The 20008-nt window shown below is 59.8% G+C and carries 16 protein-coding genes and 4 pseudogenes; 10 read left to right on the top strand and 10 right to left on the bottom strand.

Features of this window, described 5'->3' with window-relative positions:
• The first annotated feature begins 85 nt into the window (after window positions 1–85).
• Window positions 86–613 (top strand): (2Fe-2S)-binding protein, encoded by a 528-nt coding sequence (locus PQR40_RS03920; protein ID WP_408388349.1) that lies wholly within the window; start codon window positions 86–88, stop codon window positions 611–613.
• Complete coding sequence (locus PQR40_RS03915; protein ID WP_408388347.1) at window positions 614–2923, top strand: xanthine dehydrogenase family protein molybdopterin-binding subunit; 2310 nt, start codon at window positions 614–616, stop codon at window positions 2921–2923.
• Here PQR40_RS03915 and PQR40_RS03910 read toward each other — a convergent pair.
• Complete coding sequence (locus PQR40_RS03910) at window positions 2870–4315, bottom strand: DEAD/DEAH box helicase (protein ID WP_408508437.1); 1446 nt, start codon at window positions 4313–4315, stop codon at window positions 2870–2872. The two genes, PQR40_RS03915 and PQR40_RS03910, sit on opposite strands and share 54 nt — an antisense overlap.
• A gap of 271 nt (window positions 4316–4586) precedes the next feature.
• On the opposite strand from PQR40_RS03910, the pseudogene PQR40_RS03905 reads away from it, so the two are divergent.
• A pseudogene (locus PQR40_RS03905) lies at window positions 4587–5540 on the top strand (serine hydrolase domain-containing protein); the annotation flags it as partial.
• Window positions 5541–6341: 801 nt separating this feature from the next.
• Complete coding sequence (locus PQR40_RS03900) at window positions 6342–7469, top strand: aminotransferase class V-fold PLP-dependent enzyme (protein WP_408234086.1); 1128 nt, start codon at window positions 6342–6344, stop codon at window positions 7467–7469.
• 148 nt (window positions 7470–7617) lie between these two features.
• Here PQR40_RS03900 and PQR40_RS03895 read toward each other — a convergent pair.
• Window positions 7618–7836 (bottom strand): annotated as a pseudogene (locus tag PQR40_RS03895) (MerR family DNA-binding protein); the annotation flags it as partial.
• 2 nt (window positions 7837–7838) lie between these two features.
• Here PQR40_RS03895 and PQR40_RS03890 point away from each other — a divergent pair.
• Both PQR40_RS03890 and PQR40_RS03885 read left to right on the top strand, forming a co-directional pair.
• Window positions 7839–8204, top strand: a pseudogene (locus tag PQR40_RS03890) (alpha/beta fold hydrolase); the annotation flags it as partial.
• 26 nt (window positions 8205–8230) lie between these two features.
• A pseudogene (locus PQR40_RS03885) lies at window positions 8231–8419 on the top strand (alpha/beta hydrolase); the annotation flags it as partial.
• 95 nt (window positions 8420–8514) lie between these two features.
• On the opposite strand, the gene PQR40_RS03880 reads toward PQR40_RS03885, so the two are convergent.
• Entirely contained in the window at window positions 8515–9783 is a 1269-nt protein-coding gene (locus tag PQR40_RS03880) for an RNA polymerase sigma factor (protein WP_408234089.1), read from the bottom strand.
• A complete protein-coding gene (locus PQR40_RS03875; RefSeq protein WP_408337788.1) occupies window positions 9780–10151 on the bottom strand; it encodes a YciI family protein in 372 nt (123 codons plus the stop codon). The genes PQR40_RS03880 and PQR40_RS03875 overlap by 4 nt, the downstream gene beginning before the upstream one ends.
• Window positions 10152–10305: 154 nt before the next feature.
• Between PQR40_RS03875 and PQR40_RS03870 the strand changes: the two genes are divergently transcribed.
• The 3 genes from PQR40_RS03870 to PQR40_RS03860 all read left to right on the top strand — a co-directional run bounded on the left by PQR40_RS03870 (window position 10306) and on the right by PQR40_RS03860 (window position 12575).
• A complete protein-coding gene (locus tag PQR40_RS03870) occupies window positions 10306–10803 on the top strand; it encodes a lysozyme inhibitor LprI family protein (RefSeq protein WP_408234095.1) in 498 nt (165 codons plus the stop codon).
• Window positions 10804–11183: 380 nt separating this feature from the next.
• Window positions 11184–11846: a dihydrofolate reductase family protein gene (locus PQR40_RS03865; protein WP_408388343.1), complete on the top strand. Its 663-nt coding sequence runs from the start codon at window positions 11184–11186 to the stop codon at window positions 11844–11846.
• Between the two features lie 282 nt (window positions 11847–12128).
• Window positions 12129–12575 carry a VOC family protein gene (locus PQR40_RS03860; RefSeq protein ID WP_408234101.1) on the top strand — a complete coding sequence of 149 codons (447 nt, stop codon included), beginning with the start codon at window positions 12129–12131 and terminating at the stop codon, window positions 12573–12575.
• Window positions 12576–12908: 333 nt separating this feature from the next.
• Here PQR40_RS03860 and PQR40_RS03855 read toward each other — a convergent pair whose 3' ends face one another.
• The gene (locus PQR40_RS03855) at window positions 12909–14042 is read right to left on the bottom strand and encodes an FAD-dependent oxidoreductase (protein ID WP_408508436.1); all 1134 of its coding nucleotides are present in this window, start codon (window positions 14040–14042) and stop codon (window positions 12909–12911) included.
• Between the two features lie 111 nt (window positions 14043–14153).
• Here PQR40_RS03855 and PQR40_RS03850 point away from each other — a divergent pair, with 111 nt between their 5' ends.
• Window positions 14154–14852, top strand: coding sequence for a TetR/AcrR family transcriptional regulator (locus PQR40_RS03850; protein WP_408337783.1), 699 nt, complete (start codon window positions 14154–14156; stop codon window positions 14850–14852).
• A gap of 252 nt (window positions 14853–15104) precedes the next feature.
• On the opposite strand, the gene PQR40_RS03845 is transcribed toward PQR40_RS03850, so the two are convergent.
• The 5 genes from PQR40_RS03845 to PQR40_RS03825 form a co-directional block, all read right to left on the bottom strand.
• A complete protein-coding gene (locus PQR40_RS03845; RefSeq protein WP_408234110.1) occupies window positions 15105–15527 on the bottom strand; it encodes a RidA family protein in 423 nt (140 codons plus the stop codon).
• 92 nt (window positions 15528–15619) lie between these two features.
• Window positions 15620–16402 carry an ABC transporter ATP-binding protein gene (locus PQR40_RS03840; protein WP_408234113.1) on the bottom strand — a complete coding sequence of 261 codons (783 nt, stop codon included), beginning with the start codon at window positions 16400–16402 and terminating at the stop codon, window positions 15620–15622.
• The gene (locus PQR40_RS03835) at window positions 16402–17205 is read right to left on the bottom strand and encodes an ABC transporter permease (RefSeq protein ID WP_408388339.1); all 804 of its coding nucleotides are present in this window, start codon (window positions 17203–17205) and stop codon (window positions 16402–16404) included. The genes PQR40_RS03840 and PQR40_RS03835 overlap by 1 nt, the downstream gene beginning before the upstream one ends.
• Window positions 17202–18224: an ABC transporter substrate-binding protein gene (locus PQR40_RS03830; protein ID WP_408234119.1), complete on the bottom strand. Its 1023-nt coding sequence runs from the start codon at window positions 18222–18224 to the stop codon at window positions 17202–17204. The genes PQR40_RS03835 and PQR40_RS03830 overlap by 4 nt, the downstream gene beginning before the upstream one ends.
• 50 nt (window positions 18225–18274) lie before the next feature.
• Window positions 18275–19864, bottom strand: a complete 1590-nt coding sequence (locus PQR40_RS03825; RefSeq protein ID WP_408388337.1) for an amidohydrolase family protein — start codon at window positions 19862–19864, stop codon at window positions 18275–18277.
• Window positions 19865–20008 lie beyond the last annotated feature (144 nt).

Raw genomic sequence — 20008 nt, 5'->3', positions numbered from 1 at the left:
CGGCTTTCAATAATGGCCGCAAGCACGCGGCCTTCGTAGCATGCACCACACGCCGCGCTGCACAACAACATTCAGGAGACAGCGCATGATCGAGATCGTGGTCAACGACACGCGGCACTCGCTCGACAATGTACCGGAAGACATGCCCCTGTTGTGGGTGTTGCGCGACCGGCTCAAATTGACCGGTACGAAATTCGGCTGCGGCGGCGGATTCTGCGGCGCGTGTACGGTGCATCTGGAAGGCGAGGCCGTGCGCTCCTGTTTGCTGCCGATTGCAGCCGTGGCGGGCAAGCACATCACGACGATCGAAGGATTGTCGAAAGACGGCAGGCATCCGCTGCAACTCGCGTGGGTCGCGGAAGACGTGCCGCAATGCGGCTACTGTCAATCGGGGCAGTTGATGCAGGCCGCGGCGTTTCTGAAGGACAAGCCGACCGTCAACGATGAAACGATTGCCACCGCCATGTCGGGCAACATCTGCCGCTGCGGCACCTATTCACGCATTCGCAAGGCGATTAAACGCGCGGCTTCCGGCGATCCGGCGCTCGCGTCGGTCACGTGGGTCGAGCCCATGTGCGCTTCCGCCTGCACCTCCACGAAAGAGGAGGCTTGAATGCGCAACGATAAGCAAGCGCTGGGCAGCGCACACGGTGCGGCGCGTAGACGTTTCATCAAACAGAGTTCGGCATTGCTGGCTTCGGGCCTCGCGATCGGTTTTCAACTGCCCGAGGCTTTTGCGAAAGACGCCAACGTAAGCGGCGATCCGAAACCGCAAGCAGGCGAGTTCGAACCGAACGCATGGGTGCGCGTGCTGCCCGACGACACGATCAAACTGGTGGTTCACAAGCACGACTCCGGCACGGGCACGCGCACGGCATTGGCTGCGGTTGTTGCTGAAGAACTCGATGTCGATCCGTTTCGCGTGGATGTGATTACGCCGGAGAATCCGTTCTACGGGGATTACATTCATCCGCTGTGGAAAGTGTTTTCGACAGGCGGCAGTACCAGCGTCTCGCTTGAGTACGATCGCTTGCGGCGCGCGGGCGCAACCGCACGTGCCATGTTGATCGAAGCGGCCGCGAAACAATGGAACGTGGCGCCGTCCGCGTGTTCGACGGAAAACGGCTTTGTTATTGACAAGGCGAGCGGCAAGCGCGCGAACTACGGATCGTTGGCGAGCGTGGCGGCGCAATTGCCTGCGCCGAAAGACGTCGTGTTGAAAGACCCTTCGCAGTTCAAATACATCGGTAAGCTGCAGAAAAAGCGCGGTGCCGATCTGAAAGCGAGGGGCGCGTTTCCGTACAGCATCGATGTCTCGTTGCCGGGGATGCTGGTTGCCGTCGTCACGCGTGCGCCGGTTATCGACGCACGCGTGCGCAGCGTCGATGCCAAAGCCGCGTTGGCGGTGCCGGGCGTGCGGCAGGTGTTGCAGATTCCTGGCCGTCCGGACCTTCTCGGCGGCAATCAGGCTGGCGTGGCCGTGCTGGCTGACGACTACTGGTCAGCGCACAAGGGTCAGGCCGCGCTGCAGGTCGAATGGGAAGATAGTCCGTTCGAAACGTTCGACAGCACCACGCTCGCCGCGCGCCAGGCCGCGTGGCTCGACGATCCCGCTTCGCATGTCGTGCCGACCGTTCAGCATGGCGACGCTAAAACTGCGTGGCCGCACGGCGCACGCGTGATCGAGGCGTCGTATTCGATGCCATACAAGGCACAGAATGCGCTCGAGCCGATCAATGTCACCGCGTGGGCGAAGGATGGTGGTATCGAGTACTGGGGCGGATTGCAAGTGCCTTCCACGGTGCAGGAAGCGGCCGAGGTGATCGGCGGGATTCCTGCTGATCGTGTGGTGTTGCATGAACTTGTTTCGGGCGGCAGCTTTGGTTCGCGGGAATCGAAGTACTGGCTATTTGAGGCAACGTGGCTTGCGCTGAAAGTTGGCAAACCCGTCAAGCTGATGAATAGCCGCGAAGACGAAATGCGCGCGCTGTTCTATCACTCGGCGAGTTATCACCGTGGCAAAGCTGCACTCGATGCGCACGGCAATCTCACCACGTTGCAATTGCGCGCGGTGATGCCTGCCTCGCCGGAACAATGGGAGCCGGGGTATTTTGATCGCCCGGATCGGATGGACTACAGCACGACTGAAGCGATCAGCAAATATGAGTTCGCTTACGATGCGCCGCATGTCGATCTTGGTTGGGTTCGGCATGAGACGGGTGTGCCGACGGGTTGGTATCGCGCGGTGAGTTATATCCCGAACGTGTTCGCGGTGGAGTCGTTTATGGATGAGGCTGCGCATGCTGGGCAGCGCGATCCGGTTGAGTTTCGGCTTGCGCATATGAAGGACCCGCGGCATCAGGCAGTGCTGCGCGAGGCAGCGGCGCGGGCGGGGTGGGGGAAGGCGTTGCCTGCTGGTACGGCGTTGGGTGTTGCGACGAATCAGGCGTATAGCAGCTATGTTGCGGTGGTGGCGCGGGTGGTGCGCAAGGGCGATGCGGTGGTGGTTGAGAAGCTGACGTGTGTCGCGGATTGCGGGCTGGCTGTGTCGCCGGGTGGGGTTGAAGAACAACTGTATGGCGGGCTGATGTGGGGGTTAGGGCATGCGACGGCGGATCGCATCGATATTCGGCATGGGCAGGTTGAGCAGAAGAACTTCGATACGTATCGCGTGATGCGGATGAGTGATATGCCGGAGGTTGATATTTTGATCGTGCAAGGCGATCCGGCGAAACCGGGTGGAGTGGGGGAGTTGTCGAGTCCTTCGGTGGCGCCGGCTGTGGCTAATGCGGTGTTCAGGTTGACGGGGAAGAGGGTGAGGGATACGCCGTTTGATCTTGAGAAGGTGGCGCAAGCGGGTGCTCACGGATCAGGGTTGGCGTTTGCCGCGGCCACCAGCAGGTTTGCCAGCCGGCTTACCTGAACCCGCAACTGGCTTGCTGGCGGGTTTGCTGCGTGGCTTTTGCACGCTGAATGGGTTACCGCTGGACAAGCTTGTGCCTTTACCCGCGGCCACAGCGCGTTGCGCTGCAGGCTTGCGTTTGTTTTCGCCACTTTGCGGGCGCGGTTTTTTGCTGAGCACCTGCGCGGCGCCCGGCGCAACTTGCGGCACTTTGGGCTTCTTAGGCTTCTTGGGTTTCTTGATGATCTGGCCCGTCGCGCTAGTTTGCGGCACACGGTGTTCGGCTTCAAAACCCGGCTCTTCTTCACGGGGCAGCGTTTGCCGGATCAGCGCTTCAATCGCGGCCAGTTGCGGCGCTTCATCGGCACACACAAGGGACACCGCCACGCCGCTGGCGCCCGCGCGGCCGGTACGGCCAATACGGTGCACGTAGTCTTGCGCCACGATCGGCAGATCAACGTTGATCACCAGCGGCAGGTCGTCGATATCCAGCCCGCGCGCAGCCACATCGGTGGCTACCAGCATACGTACTTCGCCCGTCTTGAAGCGCTCCAGCGCACGCAGGCGCGCGGGTTGCGGTTTGTCGCCGTGGATGGTGTCGACCGAATAGCCGGCTTCATCCAGGATGGCCGCCAGGTAATCCACGCCATTGCGGGTTTTGACGAACACCAGCGCGTGCTCCCAGTTGTTCTCAGCCACAAGGTGCATGAAGAGGTCCGGCTTGTTCTTTTTATCCACCAGCACCACCCACTGCTTGATCTTGCTGGCCGTGGCATTGGGCGGGCTGACGCTGATATTGACCGGGCCGCGCAGAATGCCCGCCGCCATGGCGCGGATATCATCGGTAAACGTGGCAGAGAACAGCAGGGTCTGGCGCTGAACGGGCAAGGCGGCAAAGACGGCGTTGAGTTCGCGCGCAAAGCCCAGATCCAGCATGCGGTCGGCTTCATCCAGCACCAGCGTTTGTACTTGATCAAACTGCACTGCGTTCTGGCGATTGAGATCCAGCAAACGGCCCGGCGTGGCAACGAGCACATCCACGCCTTTGCGCAACGTCATCATCTGCGGGTTGATACTCACACCGCCGTAGGCGGCCAGAAATCGTAAGTCGAGGCCTTTGCCGTAATCGATAAAGCTTTGCAGCACTTGTTCGGCCAGCTCACGCGTGGGCACCAGCACCAGAACGCGCGCGCGGTTGCTGGGGACCGCCGGGCCGTGTTGCACTAGCCGTTGCAACAGCGGCAGCGCAAAACCCGCCGTTTTGCCAGTGCCGGTCTGTGCCGCAGCCATGACGTCGCGGCCACTGAGCACAGCAGGAATCGCCTTGGCCTGCACCGGCGTAGGTGTCTGGTAATTGAGGTCCTGCAGATTACGCAGCAAGCGATCGATCAGGCCAAGCGAGGCAAAAGACATTGGCGTATTCCGGGCTAAAGCCGCAATTCTAGCGGTTACCGCCTGATTGCGCCGCGCGGATCAAGGGTCAAAAAGATCGACGTTGATCGCCCACTGAATCGTTGCGCAAGGCGATCGCATAAGAACACTCGTACTTAGCTTGCCAGGTGCGGTCATTTTGCGGTCAGCCTCTCGCGCAACCGGGTCATCGACGATCCCTTGCCGCCGCGGCAACTCCTCGAGCCTTCAGTGGCATACTAAAGGCCAGGTTCGGCGTCCACCTACTGACGACGCCAACTACACGGACGGGATCATCGTGCTGCACAAGGGCGCGGTGGTTTATGAGCGCTATGCCGGCTGTCTCGACGCGACCGGACAGCATGGAGCGATGTCGGTGACAAAATCGCTGACCGGATTGCTCGGCGAAATGCTCGTCGCAGAAGGCGTGATTGATGACAATGCACACGTCGACACCATCGTGCCCGAATTGCGACAGAGTGCCTTTGGCGACGCCACCGTTCGCGAGGTGCTGGATATGACGACCGGACTTCAATACAGCGAGGACTATGCCGATCCCAAGGCGGAAGTCTGGAGCTATTCGGCGGCCGGAAGCCCGCTTCCCCGGCCTGGCGATTACAAGGGGCCGCGAACCTATTTGGAATATCTCGAGACCGTCCGCAAACAGGGTGAGCACGGAGCGGCCTTTGCCTATAAGACAGTCAATACCGACACGCTGGGATGGATCATCGCACGCAAGACCGGAAAGTCGGTTGCCCAGTTGCTTGCGGAGCGAATCTGGAGCCGCATGGGTGCCGAACAGGACGGCTACTACACCGTTGACTCCCTTGGAACACCCTATGCCGGCGGAGGCTTCAATGCCGGCTTGCGCGACATGGCGCGGATCGGTGACCTGATGCTGGAAGGGGGCACGATCAACGGTAAGCGGCTGGTGCCAAAGACTGCGATTGACCACATCCGTGCGGGTGGTGACAAAGTCGCATTTGCAAAGGCAGGCTATGGGCTGCTCAAGGGATGGAGCTACAGCGGCATGTGGTGGATCACGCACAATGATCACGGCGCGTTCATGGCGCGCGGCGTCCACGGGCAGGCGATCTACGTCGATCCTGCTGCGCAAATGGTGATCGCGCGTTTCAGCTCACATCCGAGCGCAAGCAATGCGGCGAACGATCCGACTTCCTTGCCCGCCTACCAGGCAGTGGCAGAATATTTGATGACCCGCCCGTAGCGCGGTCATCGCTTGGCATGATTAAGTAATCGGAAAACTTTCAGTGAGTGTAGGTGCAACGAAGTGGAACCGGAAGCCGGTTCATGGGTGAGGAAGGTTTTCAGCTCCATATTTCGGCCAACCTGCTCCGTAGAAGCTATTGGTCGTTCGTGATGCGTGACGCCTGTAACGGGTACTACGTGGCGATGAACGGAGCATCGACTATTCAGAATGACGCGTCGTCTGACCGCTCAGGATCGAGAGTATGAGTTCACCGATACAGGAAGCGGCCGTCCGGCTGCTCGACGCCGTCACCGTCAACAATCCGCCCATCGCTGACCTACAACCCAAGCCGCCACACCGTCGGAAATAGCCGAACTGCGCTCGACGGTTATCGGGCGGGTCTCGGACGCTCCAGTCATTCGGGTGACGGCTTCGCAAGATGGGCGAACGGCAATAACTTGCCCGCTTCGCACGAAGATAGCCGCGGCGGAAAGCGGTCTCGCGAACCCGTTTGCAACATCGATTTGTGCGGCGCGTCGAATGTGTGCCATAGACTGTGGGATCAAGTCCAGCTACGCCCGCCCATCGGCGTATCATCCGGGCATATTGCCTGGTTGAAAGATGTGGGAATGCGGATAGTCGACTTGGGAAAGGTACTGCTCTGGCCTCAGGGCGGCCTTCTCAAGCCACGCGTGGACTGCCGACCGGGCCGGCTCAGTCAGCTCAAATTGGACGGGGCGTCTCGGCCGATGCCGGTGCAGGTGGCTTTCGTTAGAATCTGTTTTCGATTCTTTTATTTGTCTATTACCGGAGGCGAACGTGCCAGGGTTACTCCCCGATGTCGACCGCGAGGGACTCCTCGAATACTCAGTCGTTTACACCGACCGATCCATCAACCATATGTCGCAGCTTTTTCAGGGAGTCGTACGGGATATTTCCAGCGCGCTGAAAAAAGTCTACAACGCGAAGTCGGCCATTATCGTCCCGGGCAGCGGGACATTTGGCATGGAAGCTGTCGCCCGGCAGTTCGCGACGAACAAGAAGTGTCTGGTGATTCGCAATGGCTGGTTCAGTTTCCGCTGGTCGCAGATTTTCGACATGGGCGGCATTCCGTCTGAATCGATGGTGTTGAAGGCGCGTCCGGTCGAACAAGGAAGGCAGGCCGCGTATGCACCGCCGCCGATTGAAGAAGTGGTCGCTGCGATCAGGGAAAACAAGCCGGATCTGGTCTTTGCGCCGCATGTCGAAACCGCATCCGGGATGATGTTGCCTGATGCCTATTTGCGCGCGGTGGCCGACGCTGTTCATGCCGTCGGCGGCATGTTTGTACTGGATTGCATCGCCTCCGGTACGATCTGGGTGGACATGCAGGCCAGTGGCATTGATGTCCTGATCAGCGCACCGCAAAAGGGATGGAGCGCATCACCCTGCTGCGCACTGGTCATGCTCAGTCCTCTCGCCCGCGAAAGAATCGACGCAACAGCCAGCACCAGTTTCGCTTGCGATCTTCGCAAGTGGCTGCAGGTTATGGAAGCCTACGAGAACGGTGGGTTCGCGTACCACGCCACGATGCCCACGGATAGTCTCGCGACGCTGCGCGACGTCATGAAGGAAACCGAGGCATACGGCTTCGACAAAGTGAGAGCGGAGCAGGCTGAACTCGGCACGCGCGTTCGCTCACTCCTGGTTGCCAAGGGTTTCAAAAGCGTGGCGGCTGAAGGTTTTCAGGCTCCGGGCGTCGTGGTCAGCTATACCGACGATGACGGCATACGATCCGGCAAGAAATTTGCTGATGCCGGCTTGCAGATCGCGGCCGGCGTTCCCCTTCAATGCGACGAGCCTGAAGACTTCAAGACCTTCCGAGTCGGATTATTTGGCCTGGACAAACTGCATGACGTCGAAGGCGCGGTCGCCAGGCTTGCCAAGGCGTTGGACGGTATCGTTTAGGGCGCTTTTCCGGAGCATGTGCGCATGGTTCGTCGTCCTCGCAACCACAACGGCCGATCGACGTGCTCCGTCGTGAATGACTGTTGCCGAGGGTACAACGGCCGTTCGCGTCGTTATATCGCGCTTTACCCGGTCCGTTTCGCGGAAATTAGTCTAAGGATGGAACCGCCCCGTCGGCCAGCATCTTAAGCAGGCGCGCGCGACGGCGTTCGAGGTCCGCTATCTGGCGTTCGATCGAGGCCAGCCGTTTGCGCTGCGCATCGGAGGTTTCGGGACATGAACCCGCGCCTTCGATCATGCGCATGCAGTCGGGAAAAGAGCGGATATCAGCCAAACTGAAACCGGTTGCGATCATGCGCTGAATCTGCCAAGACACACCTCGATGGCGAGCGCAGATTTCTCGGCCTGTGTTTCCATACGCAGCCCGGCAAGTCCACAACGGAGCGTCTGCTTGCAAATGCAGCGATGGCGTCGTGGGACATGCAGAGCGCAGTTCAGTCGATGACTGTCGCCGCTTCCGAGGGCTTGAGCAAAACCAGAGCGCCTGTGTTGCTGCTCTATGGCGAACACGACGCGCTTGTGAATACTAGCGGTGCGATTGCCCGGGCGAAGGAACTTGATCCACACATTCAAACCAAGCTGTACGCGAATTCGGGTCACGCGCCTTTCATTGAAGAGCCGGATCGTTTCAATCACGATCTGGCCGCTTTCATTGATACCGCCGTGGCGCACTGAGTCGACTTCCGAAACGAGAGGAACATATGTCAACTGATACCCTCCGTCATGAATCGCGTGACCATTTCCCGGGTTTCTGCGGTCTCCAGGTCGACGCAGGAGATGTCTCCTTTAACGGCGTGATTAGCGGCTCTGGACCACTAGTACTCCTGTTGCACGGCTATCCGCAGACGCATCTGGCATTGCGCTACATTGCTCCTCAGCTGGCACGTTCATTAAGCGGGGGGAACGGTCCTGGCCGCGCAGCGCGGGGTCTGAGCCGCGTCAGCGCGAGGCTTGCAACCTCGCGCGGCAAACGCAACGCACCAATCTAACTTCTCGCCGATGACAGTTCGATGCGCTTGCGCTGCAGGAACCGGCGCACGGCCGGATCGCGCTCGAGTCCGATGGCGAGATCGTACGCGCTGAGCGCTTCGGCCGTCGCGCCGGCACGCGCGAGCAGATCAGCACGCGCAGCCCAGTACGGCTGGTAGTCGGCCAGCCGCGGATCGTCCACATACGGCTCGAGCGCGTCGAGCGCCGCCTGCGGACCGTCCCGTTCCGCCTGCGCGAGAGCGCGGTTCACCGCGACCACCGGCGACGGCGCGATCGCGAGCAGCGCATCGTAGAGCTGCACAATCTCGTCCCAGTTCGGGCGATGCGTCCGGCAGCGGTGAACGTGCGCCGACTGCAGCGCGGCCTCGAGCTGAAAGCGTCCAATTGCGTTGAATGTGCTTGCGCGCCGCAGCAATGCGTTGGCTGCGTCGATCATCGGTGCGTTCCATCTCGCCGGATCCTGAGCCGACAGCGGCACGTAGTCGCCGGCCGCATCGCGTCGCGAATCGCGCCGCGACTGTGCATACAACATCAGCGCGAGCAGACCAAGCGTCTCTGGCTCCTCGGGCAGCAGTTCGACGAGCAGTTGTGCAAGAAACAACGCCTCGTCGGCGAGATCGCGCTGCCCGGCATCGCCGCCGACAGGATCGGTCCACCCTTCCGCATACGCCGCATAGACCGCTTCCAGCACCGCAGCGAGCCGGCCGGGCAACTCCTCGCGCTCCGGTACGCTGAACGGAATGCCAGCTTCACGGATCTTATTCTTCGCCCGCACGAGACGCTTGCTCATCGCGGCGGGCGACATCAGGAAGGCAGACGCAATCGTCTTCGCTTCGAGCCCCAGCACCACCTGCAGCATCAGCGGCGTGCGAATCGCGGCCTCAAGCGCAGGGTGCGTGCACGCGAACAGTAGCGCAAGCCGCCGGTCGGGCAACATGCCTGCTTCACGCTCGTCGATCTCGTCGGCGAGGATCGAGAGCTGGTTCACCACTTCGTCGCCGACACGACGATGACGCACGCCGTCGAGCGCCCGGCGGCGCGCAACCGTCATCAGCCACGCTTCGGGATTCGCGGGGCAGCCTCGCTTCGGCCAGTCCGCGAGCGCGGCCGCAAACGCGTCGGCCAGCGCGTCTTCGGCCGCGGCGACGTCGCGCGTGCGCATCGCCAGCAGCGCGACGAGCTTGCCGTAACTGCGGCGCGCGACCGCCTCGGCAATCGAATGCGCGGCGCCGTCAATGTCACGTTCGCCGCCGGACGGGCTCATGCAGCAGATGGCGCGTCGTAGGGGGCAGTCCAGACCGGGCGCACTTCCATGAGGCCGTGCGCCGCGCCGGGACAACGCGACGCCCACGCTATCGCCGCGTCCAGGTTGGGCACGTCGATCAGGTAGTAGCCGGCGAGCTGCTCCTTCGAATCGGAATACGGTCCGTCAAGCACCTGCGGCTTGCCGTCGACGAGCCGCACCGTAGTGGCTGTGCTCGTGTTCTGCAGCCGGTTGGCGCCCATCAGCGCCTCCGCTTTTTTCAACGATTCGGTGTACGCCTGATATGCGGCAACCCCTTGCTGCCGCTCGCTGTCGGTCAACTGGTTCCAGCCGTTTTCTTCCGAATAGATCATCAATAGGTATTGCATATGAGCCTCCGTCATGGGGTTAAGGCGGGTGAATTGCATTGGGCCGCCATTACAATGACGCTCGGGCCGCATGCTGACGGACAGGTGGCGTCAAAAAAAAACGAACGGCGCACCAACCTTAATCGTTCGCCTTCTAGTTGCACTGCAAGAATGTTTGCTGATCCTCCTGAGCTTCTTTCAGCATTTGCTACTATTGCGACGCAGCAAATACGCCATTCAACTAGGGGATATGATGAAACGAGTTCTCCTGGCACTTGCCCTCACGTGTTCGTCCGCCATTGCCGGCACCCTTGATCCCGCCGACGTCATCTCGCAGCAAAGCGGATTGCCTGCGAGTGAAGTACAAGCCATGCTCGCGAACTGCGACGAGAACCAGATGAGCCTGAACTTCTGCGCATGGCGTGACAGAGTGGTTGCCGAGCAGAAGCTGCAGGACGCCATCGACGATAAGACCTCAAATTCTCCAGACTGCAAGGCGCGTCTGGAAAAGAAAATCACCGCATGGAAGAAGCGCCGCGACGCGAGTTGCAAAAAGTCAGCCGAGGCGGAAAACGGAGGTGGTTCCATCGTGCCGATGGAAATTGCCGCCTGCCAGGCCGCAGAGACCGACCGCATGACGAAGGTTGTCGCATCGATCCGCCGGTGCAATTGACCGGCAAGTCGACATATAGCCGGTAGCAGCGGTGGCAAAGGAAGCATGTGGCCAAAGCCGCAGCCTTTCTTTCTAACGTGAGCCGCTCGATTGTCGGCCGATTCAGACGCCACTGTGGATTGGATTCGGTCGAACTGCAGCAGTCGCTAGTCGTCTCAGTGCGGCCAAAAAAGCGGTCGTGCAATGCCATGGACACAATCAGAGTGCTTGCAGTGTTTGGGTGGATGCTTACTGCCGTATGCCAGCTTACAAATTCGGAAAATTTCGCTTAAAGACATACGGTTAAGCAAAAATATGCTGCCAGAATATTTCGCGTAGTTCCGGCAAACCATGCAGATTTTCTGTCCATATTACGTCAGGCGTCTAAACGGAGGCAAACGATGACACGAGTTCGCGTTAAGGGCTTCACCATCTCGCTCGACGGATATGGAGCAGGCCCGAATCAAGACATCAACAATCCGCTCGGCGTTGGCGGGACGGAACTGCACCAGTGGCTTGTCCCAACACGCACGTTCCAGCAGACCTTGTTCGGCAAGGACGGCGGTACGACCGGGATTGACGATGATTTCGCCGCCCGTAGCTTTCAGAATGTTGGGGCCTGGATTCTTGGGAGGAACATGTTCGGACCCATTCGTGGGGACTGGCCGGACACAAACTGGAAAGGCTGGTGGGGAGACAATCCACCGTATCACGTTCCAGTCTTCATCTTGACCCATCATGCTCGCCCGCCCATCGAGATGGAAGGCGGCACGACGTTCCACTTCATAACCGGAGGCTTTCGCGAGGCGCTCGACCGTGCACGCGAGGCTGCTGCCGGAATGGACGTGCGGATCGGCGGTGGCCCGGCCACAATCCAGCAGTATCTTCGAGAGGGCCTTATTGATGAACTGCACATTGCTATCGCGCCGGTCCTGCTCGGCAGGGGAGAATCGCTGTTTGGAGGGGTTGACTTGCGGGCTCTGGGATACGAATGCGTTGAATTCGTAGCGTCGGAGAAGGCCACGCATGTCGTCCTACGGCGCCAGGGGCACACGGGCGCCTAATCACTCGCTGAAGGTCGACGTCACTGACGGGACGCGGCCTTAGCCTGGACGTTGAGTGTCCGCTTTTCCAATCACCAGCCATCTAAATTGGGTCGAACTAGGTCGGTCATCATCGGACAGAGTTTGGCCAGGAGCGAACGATCGCGGATGGTAGTTATCCTGTGCCCCTGGTGAGGTCTGAATCTCTTGTGCGGCTACTCGCGTGGATAACCCTGAGCTTGAGCGATAGCTCAGGTCGGCAGCGTGACGATCGGCGCTTCAGCCAGGCGCCAAGGAGACATCATGACGGTGAAGCGTATGGACAATGTCGGCATCGTGGTTGAAGACATCAATGCCGCCATTGAGTTTTTTGTCGAACTTGGCCTTGAGCTCGAGGGGCGCGCCCCAATCGAAGGAGACTGGGCAGATGGGGTCACTGGATTGCGCGGCATGCGCGTCGAAATTGCCATGATGCGTACGCCGGACGGTCACAGCCGGCTCGAGTTGTCCCGATTCCTTGCGCCACCTGTGGTCGCCGATCACCGTCGCACCCCGGTGAACGCCCTTGGTTACCTACGCGTCATGTTTGCCGTGGAGGACATCGACGATACGCTCGCCCGCCTCGGTAAACGCGGCGCGGAACTCGTCGGCACAGTGGCTCAGTACGAAAACACGTATCGGCTCTGCTACATCCGGGGTCCCGAAGGAATCCTCATCGGGCTCGCTCAAGAACTCGGGCATGGCGCCTAACCGCTCCATCGAGCGGACGTCCAACAGCAAGCTTCGCTTGCTTTCGGCCGCCGCTCATGTCGAACGTTAGCGACCGGCGGCTTCCCGCAAGAGAAATTCGGAGCGCTGCTCGACCGCTATGGGTCTTCAGCGTTACGATCGACCTGGCCGCTCTCGGGCCGCTCTCGGGCCGCTCTCGGGCCGCACGCGGCCATCTCCGGACAATCGTCGCGGACGCTAAAATCGTTGGCACTCGGCTCAGGGCCCCAATGTGTTAGCGGGCTGGTCCCAATCGCGTGTGTCTGTGTTGCCTTCCGACACCCTCCTGAGAAAACGATTAAGCCGGCAGGACAACTACTTGATGGGCTGGTTTTCGCTGAAGAAATCAACCAGACTCTGAGGCGCGTTGGGGCCGAGACACACGTTGAGGATTCTTTCTGACTCCGCGGCTTCGGACGCGCTGCGGGGAAAAAGGTCCCTTTCATACGCGATCAGTGCGGCCTCAAAGTCACCTGGGTTGGCTGCGATGGCCTTCCCAAGTTCGGCGCCGTCGAACATTGCGAGATTGGCCCCTTCGCCTGACGGGATCATCAGGTGCGCCGCATCGCCGAGCAGAGTCACCCCGGGCACGCGAGCCCATCGGTGCTCGACCGGGAGCGCATGAATAGGACGAGGCACAGGGTCAGTCTCACCGTCGGTGATGAGCGCTGTCAGCTCCGGAGCCCAGCCGTCGAATTCCTCGGCAACACGGGCCAGCGCAATTGCCGGATCGGAGAAGTCGATGCTGTCAATCCAGTCCCTGGACTTGTTCAACTCCACGTACGTGTGCAGCACGCCATTGGGCTCGCGGTGCGCGGCGATGCCTTTTCCCGGCGCCAGCGCAAACAAGGCGCCATCGCCAACAGCTTCCGCGCTCGCCTTGTGACGGGTGTCGCTGTCAAACAGGCATGTCTCGATGAATGAGGTGCCGACATACACCGGCTTCGCCTCGGAAAGAAGTGGACGAACTCTCGACCAGGCACCGTCGGCCCCGACGAGGAGATCGGCAGTCACGGCTGCGCCGTTAGCAAAGGTCAACACGTGCCGTCCGCCGCTGAGCGCAGACACCTCCGTGACTTTGTGTCCCCAGCGGACCGTGCCGACAGGCAGTGAGTCGAGCAGAATCCGGCGAAGCTCTCCTCTGGGTACCTCAGGTCGACCGCCTGTGCCATCGTCGGCATCTTCAAACAGGACGTTGCCATCCTTGTCGAGTACCCGCGTTGCCTGGCCGCCAGCATGAATGATCTCAAGGAATTGATCGAAGAGTCCCGCTGCCTTAAGTGCGAGCTGTCCGTTGTTTTCGTGGATATCCAGCATACCCCCTTGCGCTCGCGCGTTTGCCGAGGCGTCTGCTTCGTAGACCGTCGCAGAGATGCCATGGACGTGAAGCACCCGCGCGAGAGTCAATCCACCCAGCCCCGCACCGATGATCGCTACTGAAGTATTCATCCTGTTTCCCTGGTGATCGGAGATCGCTACATGTCTGTACTGCAGGCAGCGGTTTGGAACGTCGTTCCATGGTAATATTGGAACAACATTCCATAAATGTCAAGATGAAGCATGGCAAAAAAAGTACGTAGCATTCAACGCCGGGAGGAATCGCTCTCGCCCGATCAAATCGTTGCGGCATCGATCGAGCTCCTCGATTGCGGCGGAGAGAGGGGGCTGACTTTCCGCGCTCTGTCCGAGCGGCTCGCCACCGGTCCTGGTGCTATTTACTGGCACATCTCCAGCAAGAGCGATCTTCTGACTGCCGCGTGCGACGCCATCGTCGCTCGCACGATGAGCGCGCCCGTGGACGGCTCGACGCCGAAAGCAACCATTCGCGCGCTCGCTCTGGCCATGTTCGACGCGATCGACGAGCATCCGTGGGTTGGCTCAGCGCTGACACGTGCCCCCGGGCAGTTGCCGACGGTGCGGGTTCTCGAACGCATTGGCCAGCAACTGCGCGCTCTTGGTGTGCGGGCCGAAGAAGAATGGGCAACGGCGTCTGCGTTGCTGAGCTACATTCTTGGCGTCGGAGGACAGAACGCGGCGAACTCGCATTTCGCTCGGGAGCAAGGCCTCGATAGATCCAACTTTCTAAACGAGGTGTCGACTGCGTGGTCTCAGCTCGATCCGGATGAGTACCCGTTCACCCGCAACGTAGCCAGACAGTTGCGCGTTCACGACGACCGTGTCGATTTTCTCGCCGGAATCGATCTCATGCTTCGCGGGATCGAGTCAGCGGGCGGTAGTCGATCTGACAGCGCGTCGTGATCGGCGCCGCTACCGTCTCGATAGCGCAGTCTGTCTAGACATTTATGTATTGCCCGTCGATTTCGCGTCCGTTGACTCGAATGCTTTAGTGAGCGAACAAACTCGGTTCCTTGAGTTTCTTCTGAATCAGGCGATGGTCTCGACGACCGCTTTGGAGCGGCACATCTGTGTCTTGTGGGTTGGGATTCGCCACTCGCACAGGGCAGTGACCGGGCTAGAACCAGTCGCCCAAGGAGGCCACTCACGTAACGGCTATTCGTCTCGTTCGGGGTGGCGAAACCGTGAGCGAGGAATTTCGGCGATCGCCGCGATCTCGATCATCAGTTCAGGTCGGTATAGACGTTCGACCTGGACGGTCGTGGTGACAGGATACGGCGCGGCAAAAAATTCTTGCCGGATGTCTCCGGTGGTCATGAAGGCCTCAATGTCCGTTGCATATTGAACCACTGAAATCACATCAGCCATCTGTCCGCCCATCGCCGCTACGACACGGCGAATATTCTCCAGAACCTGTCGTACCTGCACCCGGATGTCGTGTTGCCCTACGACTTGCCCGTGCCGATCGAGTGACACCTGGCCTTTCAGGTGCACGATATGCCCATCGCCTTGAATGACCGCCATCGAGAACGTGCCGAACGGTGCCCAAACTTCCATCGGGTTCACTGCATCTGTCATTGCCGAACTCCTTTAACGGGGTGTCGCCCGGAATCATACATGGCCAACGATGCGTCCATCGATGGCCGCGTTCGAACGAAAATATTGCTCTACTATGTGTTTTCCGCCATCTCGCGAACCGTCTGAATGATCTTCGTCTTCATATGGAAGAATGTTTCGCTATCCCTCAACGCCAGTGTGCGTGTGGTACCCAAATGGGACGTGACATCGATGTCCTCGAGCACCCGTGCGGGTCGTCGTGAAAACACGATGATCCTGTCAGCAAGGAAGACTGCTTCTTCGACATCGTGAGTGACGAAGATGACAGTGCGCAACTCCTCACTTTGAATGCGGCGCAACTCCACCTGGAGCTGCTCGCGCCGCTGTGCGTCGAGAGCGCCGAATGGCTCATCCATCAGAAGCACTTCGGAACCCGCAGCAAGCGTTCGTGCGATTGCGACGCGTTGGCGCATGCCTCCCGATATCCGGTTCGGGTAAGTGCCTGCGAATTCATGAAGGCCGACAAGGCGAAGATAGTGATCGGTGCGACGGCGCTTTTCGTCCTTGCCAAGGTCGGCCCGGTAGCGCATGCCAAAGGCCACATTCTGGCTGACGGTCAGCCAGGGAAACGACGAGTACGATTGAAACACCATGCCACGTCGCTGGTCGGGCTTGCCGACCGGCTCGCCCTCAAGCCGGATTTCGCCGGCGCTCGGCGTATCGAGCCCACCTGACATTCGCATCAGTGTCGTCTTGCCGCAACCGGAGGGCCCTAGAAATACGACGAACTGGCCTCGTGGGATAGTCAGATCAAAGGGCTTTTCCACGACGGGCAACCCGCCAAAGAGCTTGGTGACCCCGTCGAAAACAAGATACTCGGTAGTTCGAATGTTCATCAATCAGTACTCTTGAGGTAGCGGAACAGCCGCCGATGAAGCGCGCGAATAACCTGGTCGCTGACAAGTCCAATCATGCCGATCACAAATACTCCAGCCATGACCTGGTCTGTCTGCATGTAACGGCGCGCGTTCCATATGACGAAGCCCAAACCGCTGTCGGAGGCCACGATTTCAGCAATGATCAGGTAGGTCCAGCACCAGCCGAGTGTAATGCGCAAATTGTCGACCAGATTGGGCAGCATCGATCGCCAGGCGATATCCGTAAGAATCTGGAACGGGCGGCCACCGAGCGTACGCGCGATCTCGATGTACTCGTTTGGAACGCGATTAGCGTCGTCGACTACAAGCAAGACTAGCTGGAAGAACGTTCCTAGCCACAGCAGGAAGATCTTTGTTTCCTCTCCGACACCGAACCAGATGATACTGATCGGCACCAGCGCCGGCGTCGGCAAGTACCGGATGAAATCCACGATCGGTTCGAGCGCGGCGTTAACCGGACGATAGCTGCTCATCAACAGGCCGATGGGAATCGCCATCGCCGCCGACAGCGCAAATGCAGTGAGAATGCGCCCGATCGAGACCATTGCATTGCCGATGATTTGCCCTTCGAGGGTCATGGTCAAGAGGCTGTGGGCGATCTCGACGGGCGACGGCAGAAAGGTCGGATCGACCCACCCGCTCCATGACGACATCTGCCACGCCAGCAAGACTGCGAAGCTGGCGCCGAAGCCAATGAGAATATTGGCCCGGCGACTGATGCTTCCGCGAAAGGAGAAGGCGTTTGGAAGCGGTTTGATCACTTGAGGTCGGTAGCCGAGATGGATTGCAAAAGCGAACCGTCGAATGAGCCGGCGGCCGACAGCGTATGGTCCGATGCACCGTTCGCCAGATTTAGCTTCATCAGCGTATCGAAGGTCTTGTAGATGGAGCCGGGCTTGTCAGTGGCGCCAAGATAGTGCTTCGCCGTGTCGAGCGACGTGTAGGAAAGGCTTCCATCGATGCTTGCCTTGAAGTCCTTGCCGCTCTGGTTGAAGTGAGGCGCGGCAAGACGGATGAAGTCAGCCGGCTCGGCGTTGTAATACGCAATCGCCTTGTACACGCCGATCAGGAAGTTCTTGTAGGCGAGCGGGTCGGCTTTGAGTTTTGACTGGTTGACGATGATTGCGTCCACAATCGTACCCGGGTAGCTTGCCGATGAAACCAGAATATGAGCGCCGCGTTTCGCGTCTAGCGTGATTGCCTTGTTCATGAACGGCTGGAACGTCCCGATCGCCGCAACGTTATGGTCTGAGAACACCGATAGCGCGTCAGATCCCGCAGTTTGCTTGATCGTCATGTCCTTATAGCTGAGCCCGGCTTTGCTCAGTTCAAGTTGCAGGAGGAGGTAGGCAGGAATATCCGTCTCCATTGCCACCACCTTTCCCTTCAGATCGCTGACCTTCTGGATCGAACCGTCCGCTACCACGCCGTCTCCACCATTGGACTCGTCGATGGTGCCGATCATGACCCCCGGCGTCGAGGGGCTGCGCGGGCGACGCTGATAGTCGTCGACTGTACGCATGTCTACTTCAATATCGCCATGGGCAATCCCTGCCAGCGCGTCCGCCTGCTCGTCGTCAAACTTGACGGTGACCTTCAGCCCGAGCTGTTTGAAGTAACCAAGGTCGCCCGCTACGAAGACCGGTGCGAATCCGGACCAGTTGTTACATATCACGCGAATCGCTTTGTCTTCCGCGTGGGCGGCCTGGGTGGTTGCGATCAGACCGAACGCAAACATGGCCGCCCGAGCGGCGGTTCTATAGTTGAGACGATGTGACATAGAATGCACCCCTAACGAATGATCAAGATTGAAACTGCGACGAGGAAGAATCAGCTACGAGCGGGATTGGCGTCGCCAACCCATCGGTTCATGCGGACATCGACAGCGAGTGACTTCTGGTACATGGCGCGATAGTACGGAAGCCATTCGGCGGCTTCGCGCGTCAAGGTTTCGCGCTGACCGGCGGCGGCCGCCATGATGGCGCGTGCTTCCTGCCGCAGCGCGGGTTCATCGATGGTCAGAAGCTTGCCGTCCCGCATCACCACGCGACCCGCAACCATCGTCATGACGACTGCGCGGCTTGCATCCGCATACACAAGCTGGCGGGCGATATCGTTGAGCGGGGTGAACGGCAGCGTATCCAGATCGAGCATGACCAGATCGGCCTGAAACCCCGACGCGATACGCCCGAGCTGATGACGCTGACGCATCGCCGTGGCGCCGCCGTCGAACATGCACTGAAGGATTTCGTCAGCCACGGGCCAGCGTTGGGGGTCCGGATCGCCGATCGTGTGGATCAGCGCGGCCGTTTTCATGACCGACCACAGGTTGACCGCGTCGTCCGCGATGATTTCGTCGGATCCCAGCGCAATCGGAACGCCCGCTTGTGCGAGCCGCCGGAACGGCATGACGCCGCTGCCGAGTCGCAGGTTGCTGATCGGGTTGTGAATCACCTGGGCACGGGCGCGCGCTAGCAGAGCAATGTCGTCGTCGTCGATCCACACGGCGTGGATGACATTCATGCGTTCAGACAGAAGCGAGAGGTCGTCGACATACTGGATCAGCGAGCGGCCATTCAGACACACTTCGCCAAAAACGCGCTGAAGGCGAGTCTCGAGCATGTGGATGTAAAACGGCAGATCGTGAGCACGGCTGAGCGTGTCCAGTTCTCGCAGATAATCGACGCTGACGCGCTGCGGTGCTGAACAGGAAACAGCGGCGCGCAGGCGTCCATCGCTGGATTGATGCCACGTATCGATCAGATAGCGATAGTGGCGCAGCAGGTCGTCCGTCTGCATGGGCGCGGGAGCTTCGAGCCGCGCTCTGAGTTCATCCGGAACGAGGTCGCGGAGAAACGGGAGTTTGGCGATTTCAGGCAGATTAGGCTGGTCGAGTGCCACAGTCGCCCGAATACCGATATCGCGGTAGGCGCTCATTACCGCGTCGATTTCGGCGTGGCTCGGTGCCGGCAGGAAGAACGCATCGTCCTGCACCGACGTGACGCCGAGCTTCAGCATTTCGGCGGCGCCAATCTGCGTGCGGACGTAGGCGCCGCGGGCCGATACCGCTGCGTCAGGCGTCGCAGGCACTTCATAGAGCATGAAGAGCTCGAGCGGCAGACTGTCCAGCGCGCCCTTCAGAAAATTGGTGGGCGAATGGAAATGTGCGTTGATCAGACCCGGCATGACGAGGTGCCCGGCGCCGTCTATCACGACGTGCGCATCGCCTATGCCTAGAGAGGCATCTGGGGCAATTTCGCGGATCCTGCCGTGCTCGATGACGATGTCCGCACATGCATGCTGCGGGCACGTGGGATCCATCGTCAGTACGCAGGCATTCCTGATGACGGTCAGGGGTGCCACACCGTCGCTTGTCTGGGCCGAAGAAGTGTTCGCCGGCCCAACAGGGTTGTCGCTCATCGCGATCACCTTTTTGCTGGACGGGCACGCCAACCCGATATCCTCTGTGAGATCAGAGGAGCGCTGCCTTTAACGGTTTCGAAGTTAAAGGAAAATTTTTTTGTCGTCAACGCGTCAAAAAACGCGCTGTTATCAAAGCGGAAT

It is taken from the genome of Paraburkholderia sediminicola, assembly GCF_046026855.1.
GTDB lineage: Bacteria > Pseudomonadota > Gammaproteobacteria > Burkholderiales > Burkholderiaceae > Paraburkholderia > Paraburkholderia sediminicola_A.
This window is presented reverse-complemented; position numbering and strand designations above follow the sequence as displayed.

What these genes read in the sequence shown, in the direction of transcription:
- PQR40_RS03825 (WP_408388337.1), bottom strand. Translation starts at nt 19,864, where the DNA reads ATGAGCGACAACCCTGTTGGGCCGGCGAACACTTCTTCGGCCCAGACA.
- PQR40_RS03915 (WP_408388347.1), top strand. Translation starts at nt 614, where the DNA reads ATGCGCAACGATAAGCAAGCGCTGGGCAGCGCACACGGTGCGGCGCGT.
- PQR40_RS03875 (WP_408337788.1), bottom strand. Translation starts at nt 10,151, where the DNA reads ATGCAATACCTATTGATGATCTATTCGGAAGAAAACGGCTGGAACCAG.
- PQR40_RS03920 (WP_408388349.1), top strand. Translation starts at nt 86, where the DNA reads ATGATCGAGATCGTGGTCAACGACACGCGGCACTCGCTCGACAATGTA.
- PQR40_RS03845 (WP_408234110.1), bottom strand. Translation starts at nt 15,527, where the DNA reads ATGACAGATGCAGTGAACCCGATGGAAGTTTGGGCACCGTTCGGCACG.
- PQR40_RS03850 (WP_408337783.1), top strand. Translation starts at nt 14,154, where the DNA reads ATGGCAAAAAAAGTACGTAGCATTCAACGCCGGGAGGAATCGCTCTCG.
- PQR40_RS03840 (WP_408234113.1), bottom strand. Translation starts at nt 16,402, where the DNA reads ATGAACATTCGAACTACCGAGTATCTTGTTTTCGACGGGGTCACCAAG.
- PQR40_RS03860 (WP_408234101.1), top strand. Translation starts at nt 12,129, where the DNA reads ATGACGGTGAAGCGTATGGACAATGTCGGCATCGTGGTTGAAGACATC.
- PQR40_RS03830 (WP_408234119.1), bottom strand. Translation starts at nt 18,224, where the DNA reads ATGTCACATCGTCTCAACTATAGAACCGCCGCTCGGGCGGCCATGTTT.
- PQR40_RS03865 (WP_408388343.1), top strand. Translation starts at nt 11,184, where the DNA reads ATGACACGAGTTCGCGTTAAGGGCTTCACCATCTCGCTCGACGGATAT.
- PQR40_RS03910 (WP_408508437.1), bottom strand. Translation starts at nt 4,315, where the DNA reads ATGTCTTTTGCCTCGCTTGGCCTGATCGATCGCTTGCTGCGTAATCTG.
- PQR40_RS03880 (WP_408234089.1), bottom strand. Translation starts at nt 9,783, where the DNA reads ATGAGCCCGTCCGGCGGCGAACGTGACATTGACGGCGCCGCGCATTCG.
- PQR40_RS03855 (WP_408508436.1), bottom strand. Translation starts at nt 14,042, where the DNA reads ATGAATACTTCAGTAGCGATCATCGGTGCGGGGCTGGGTGGATTGACT.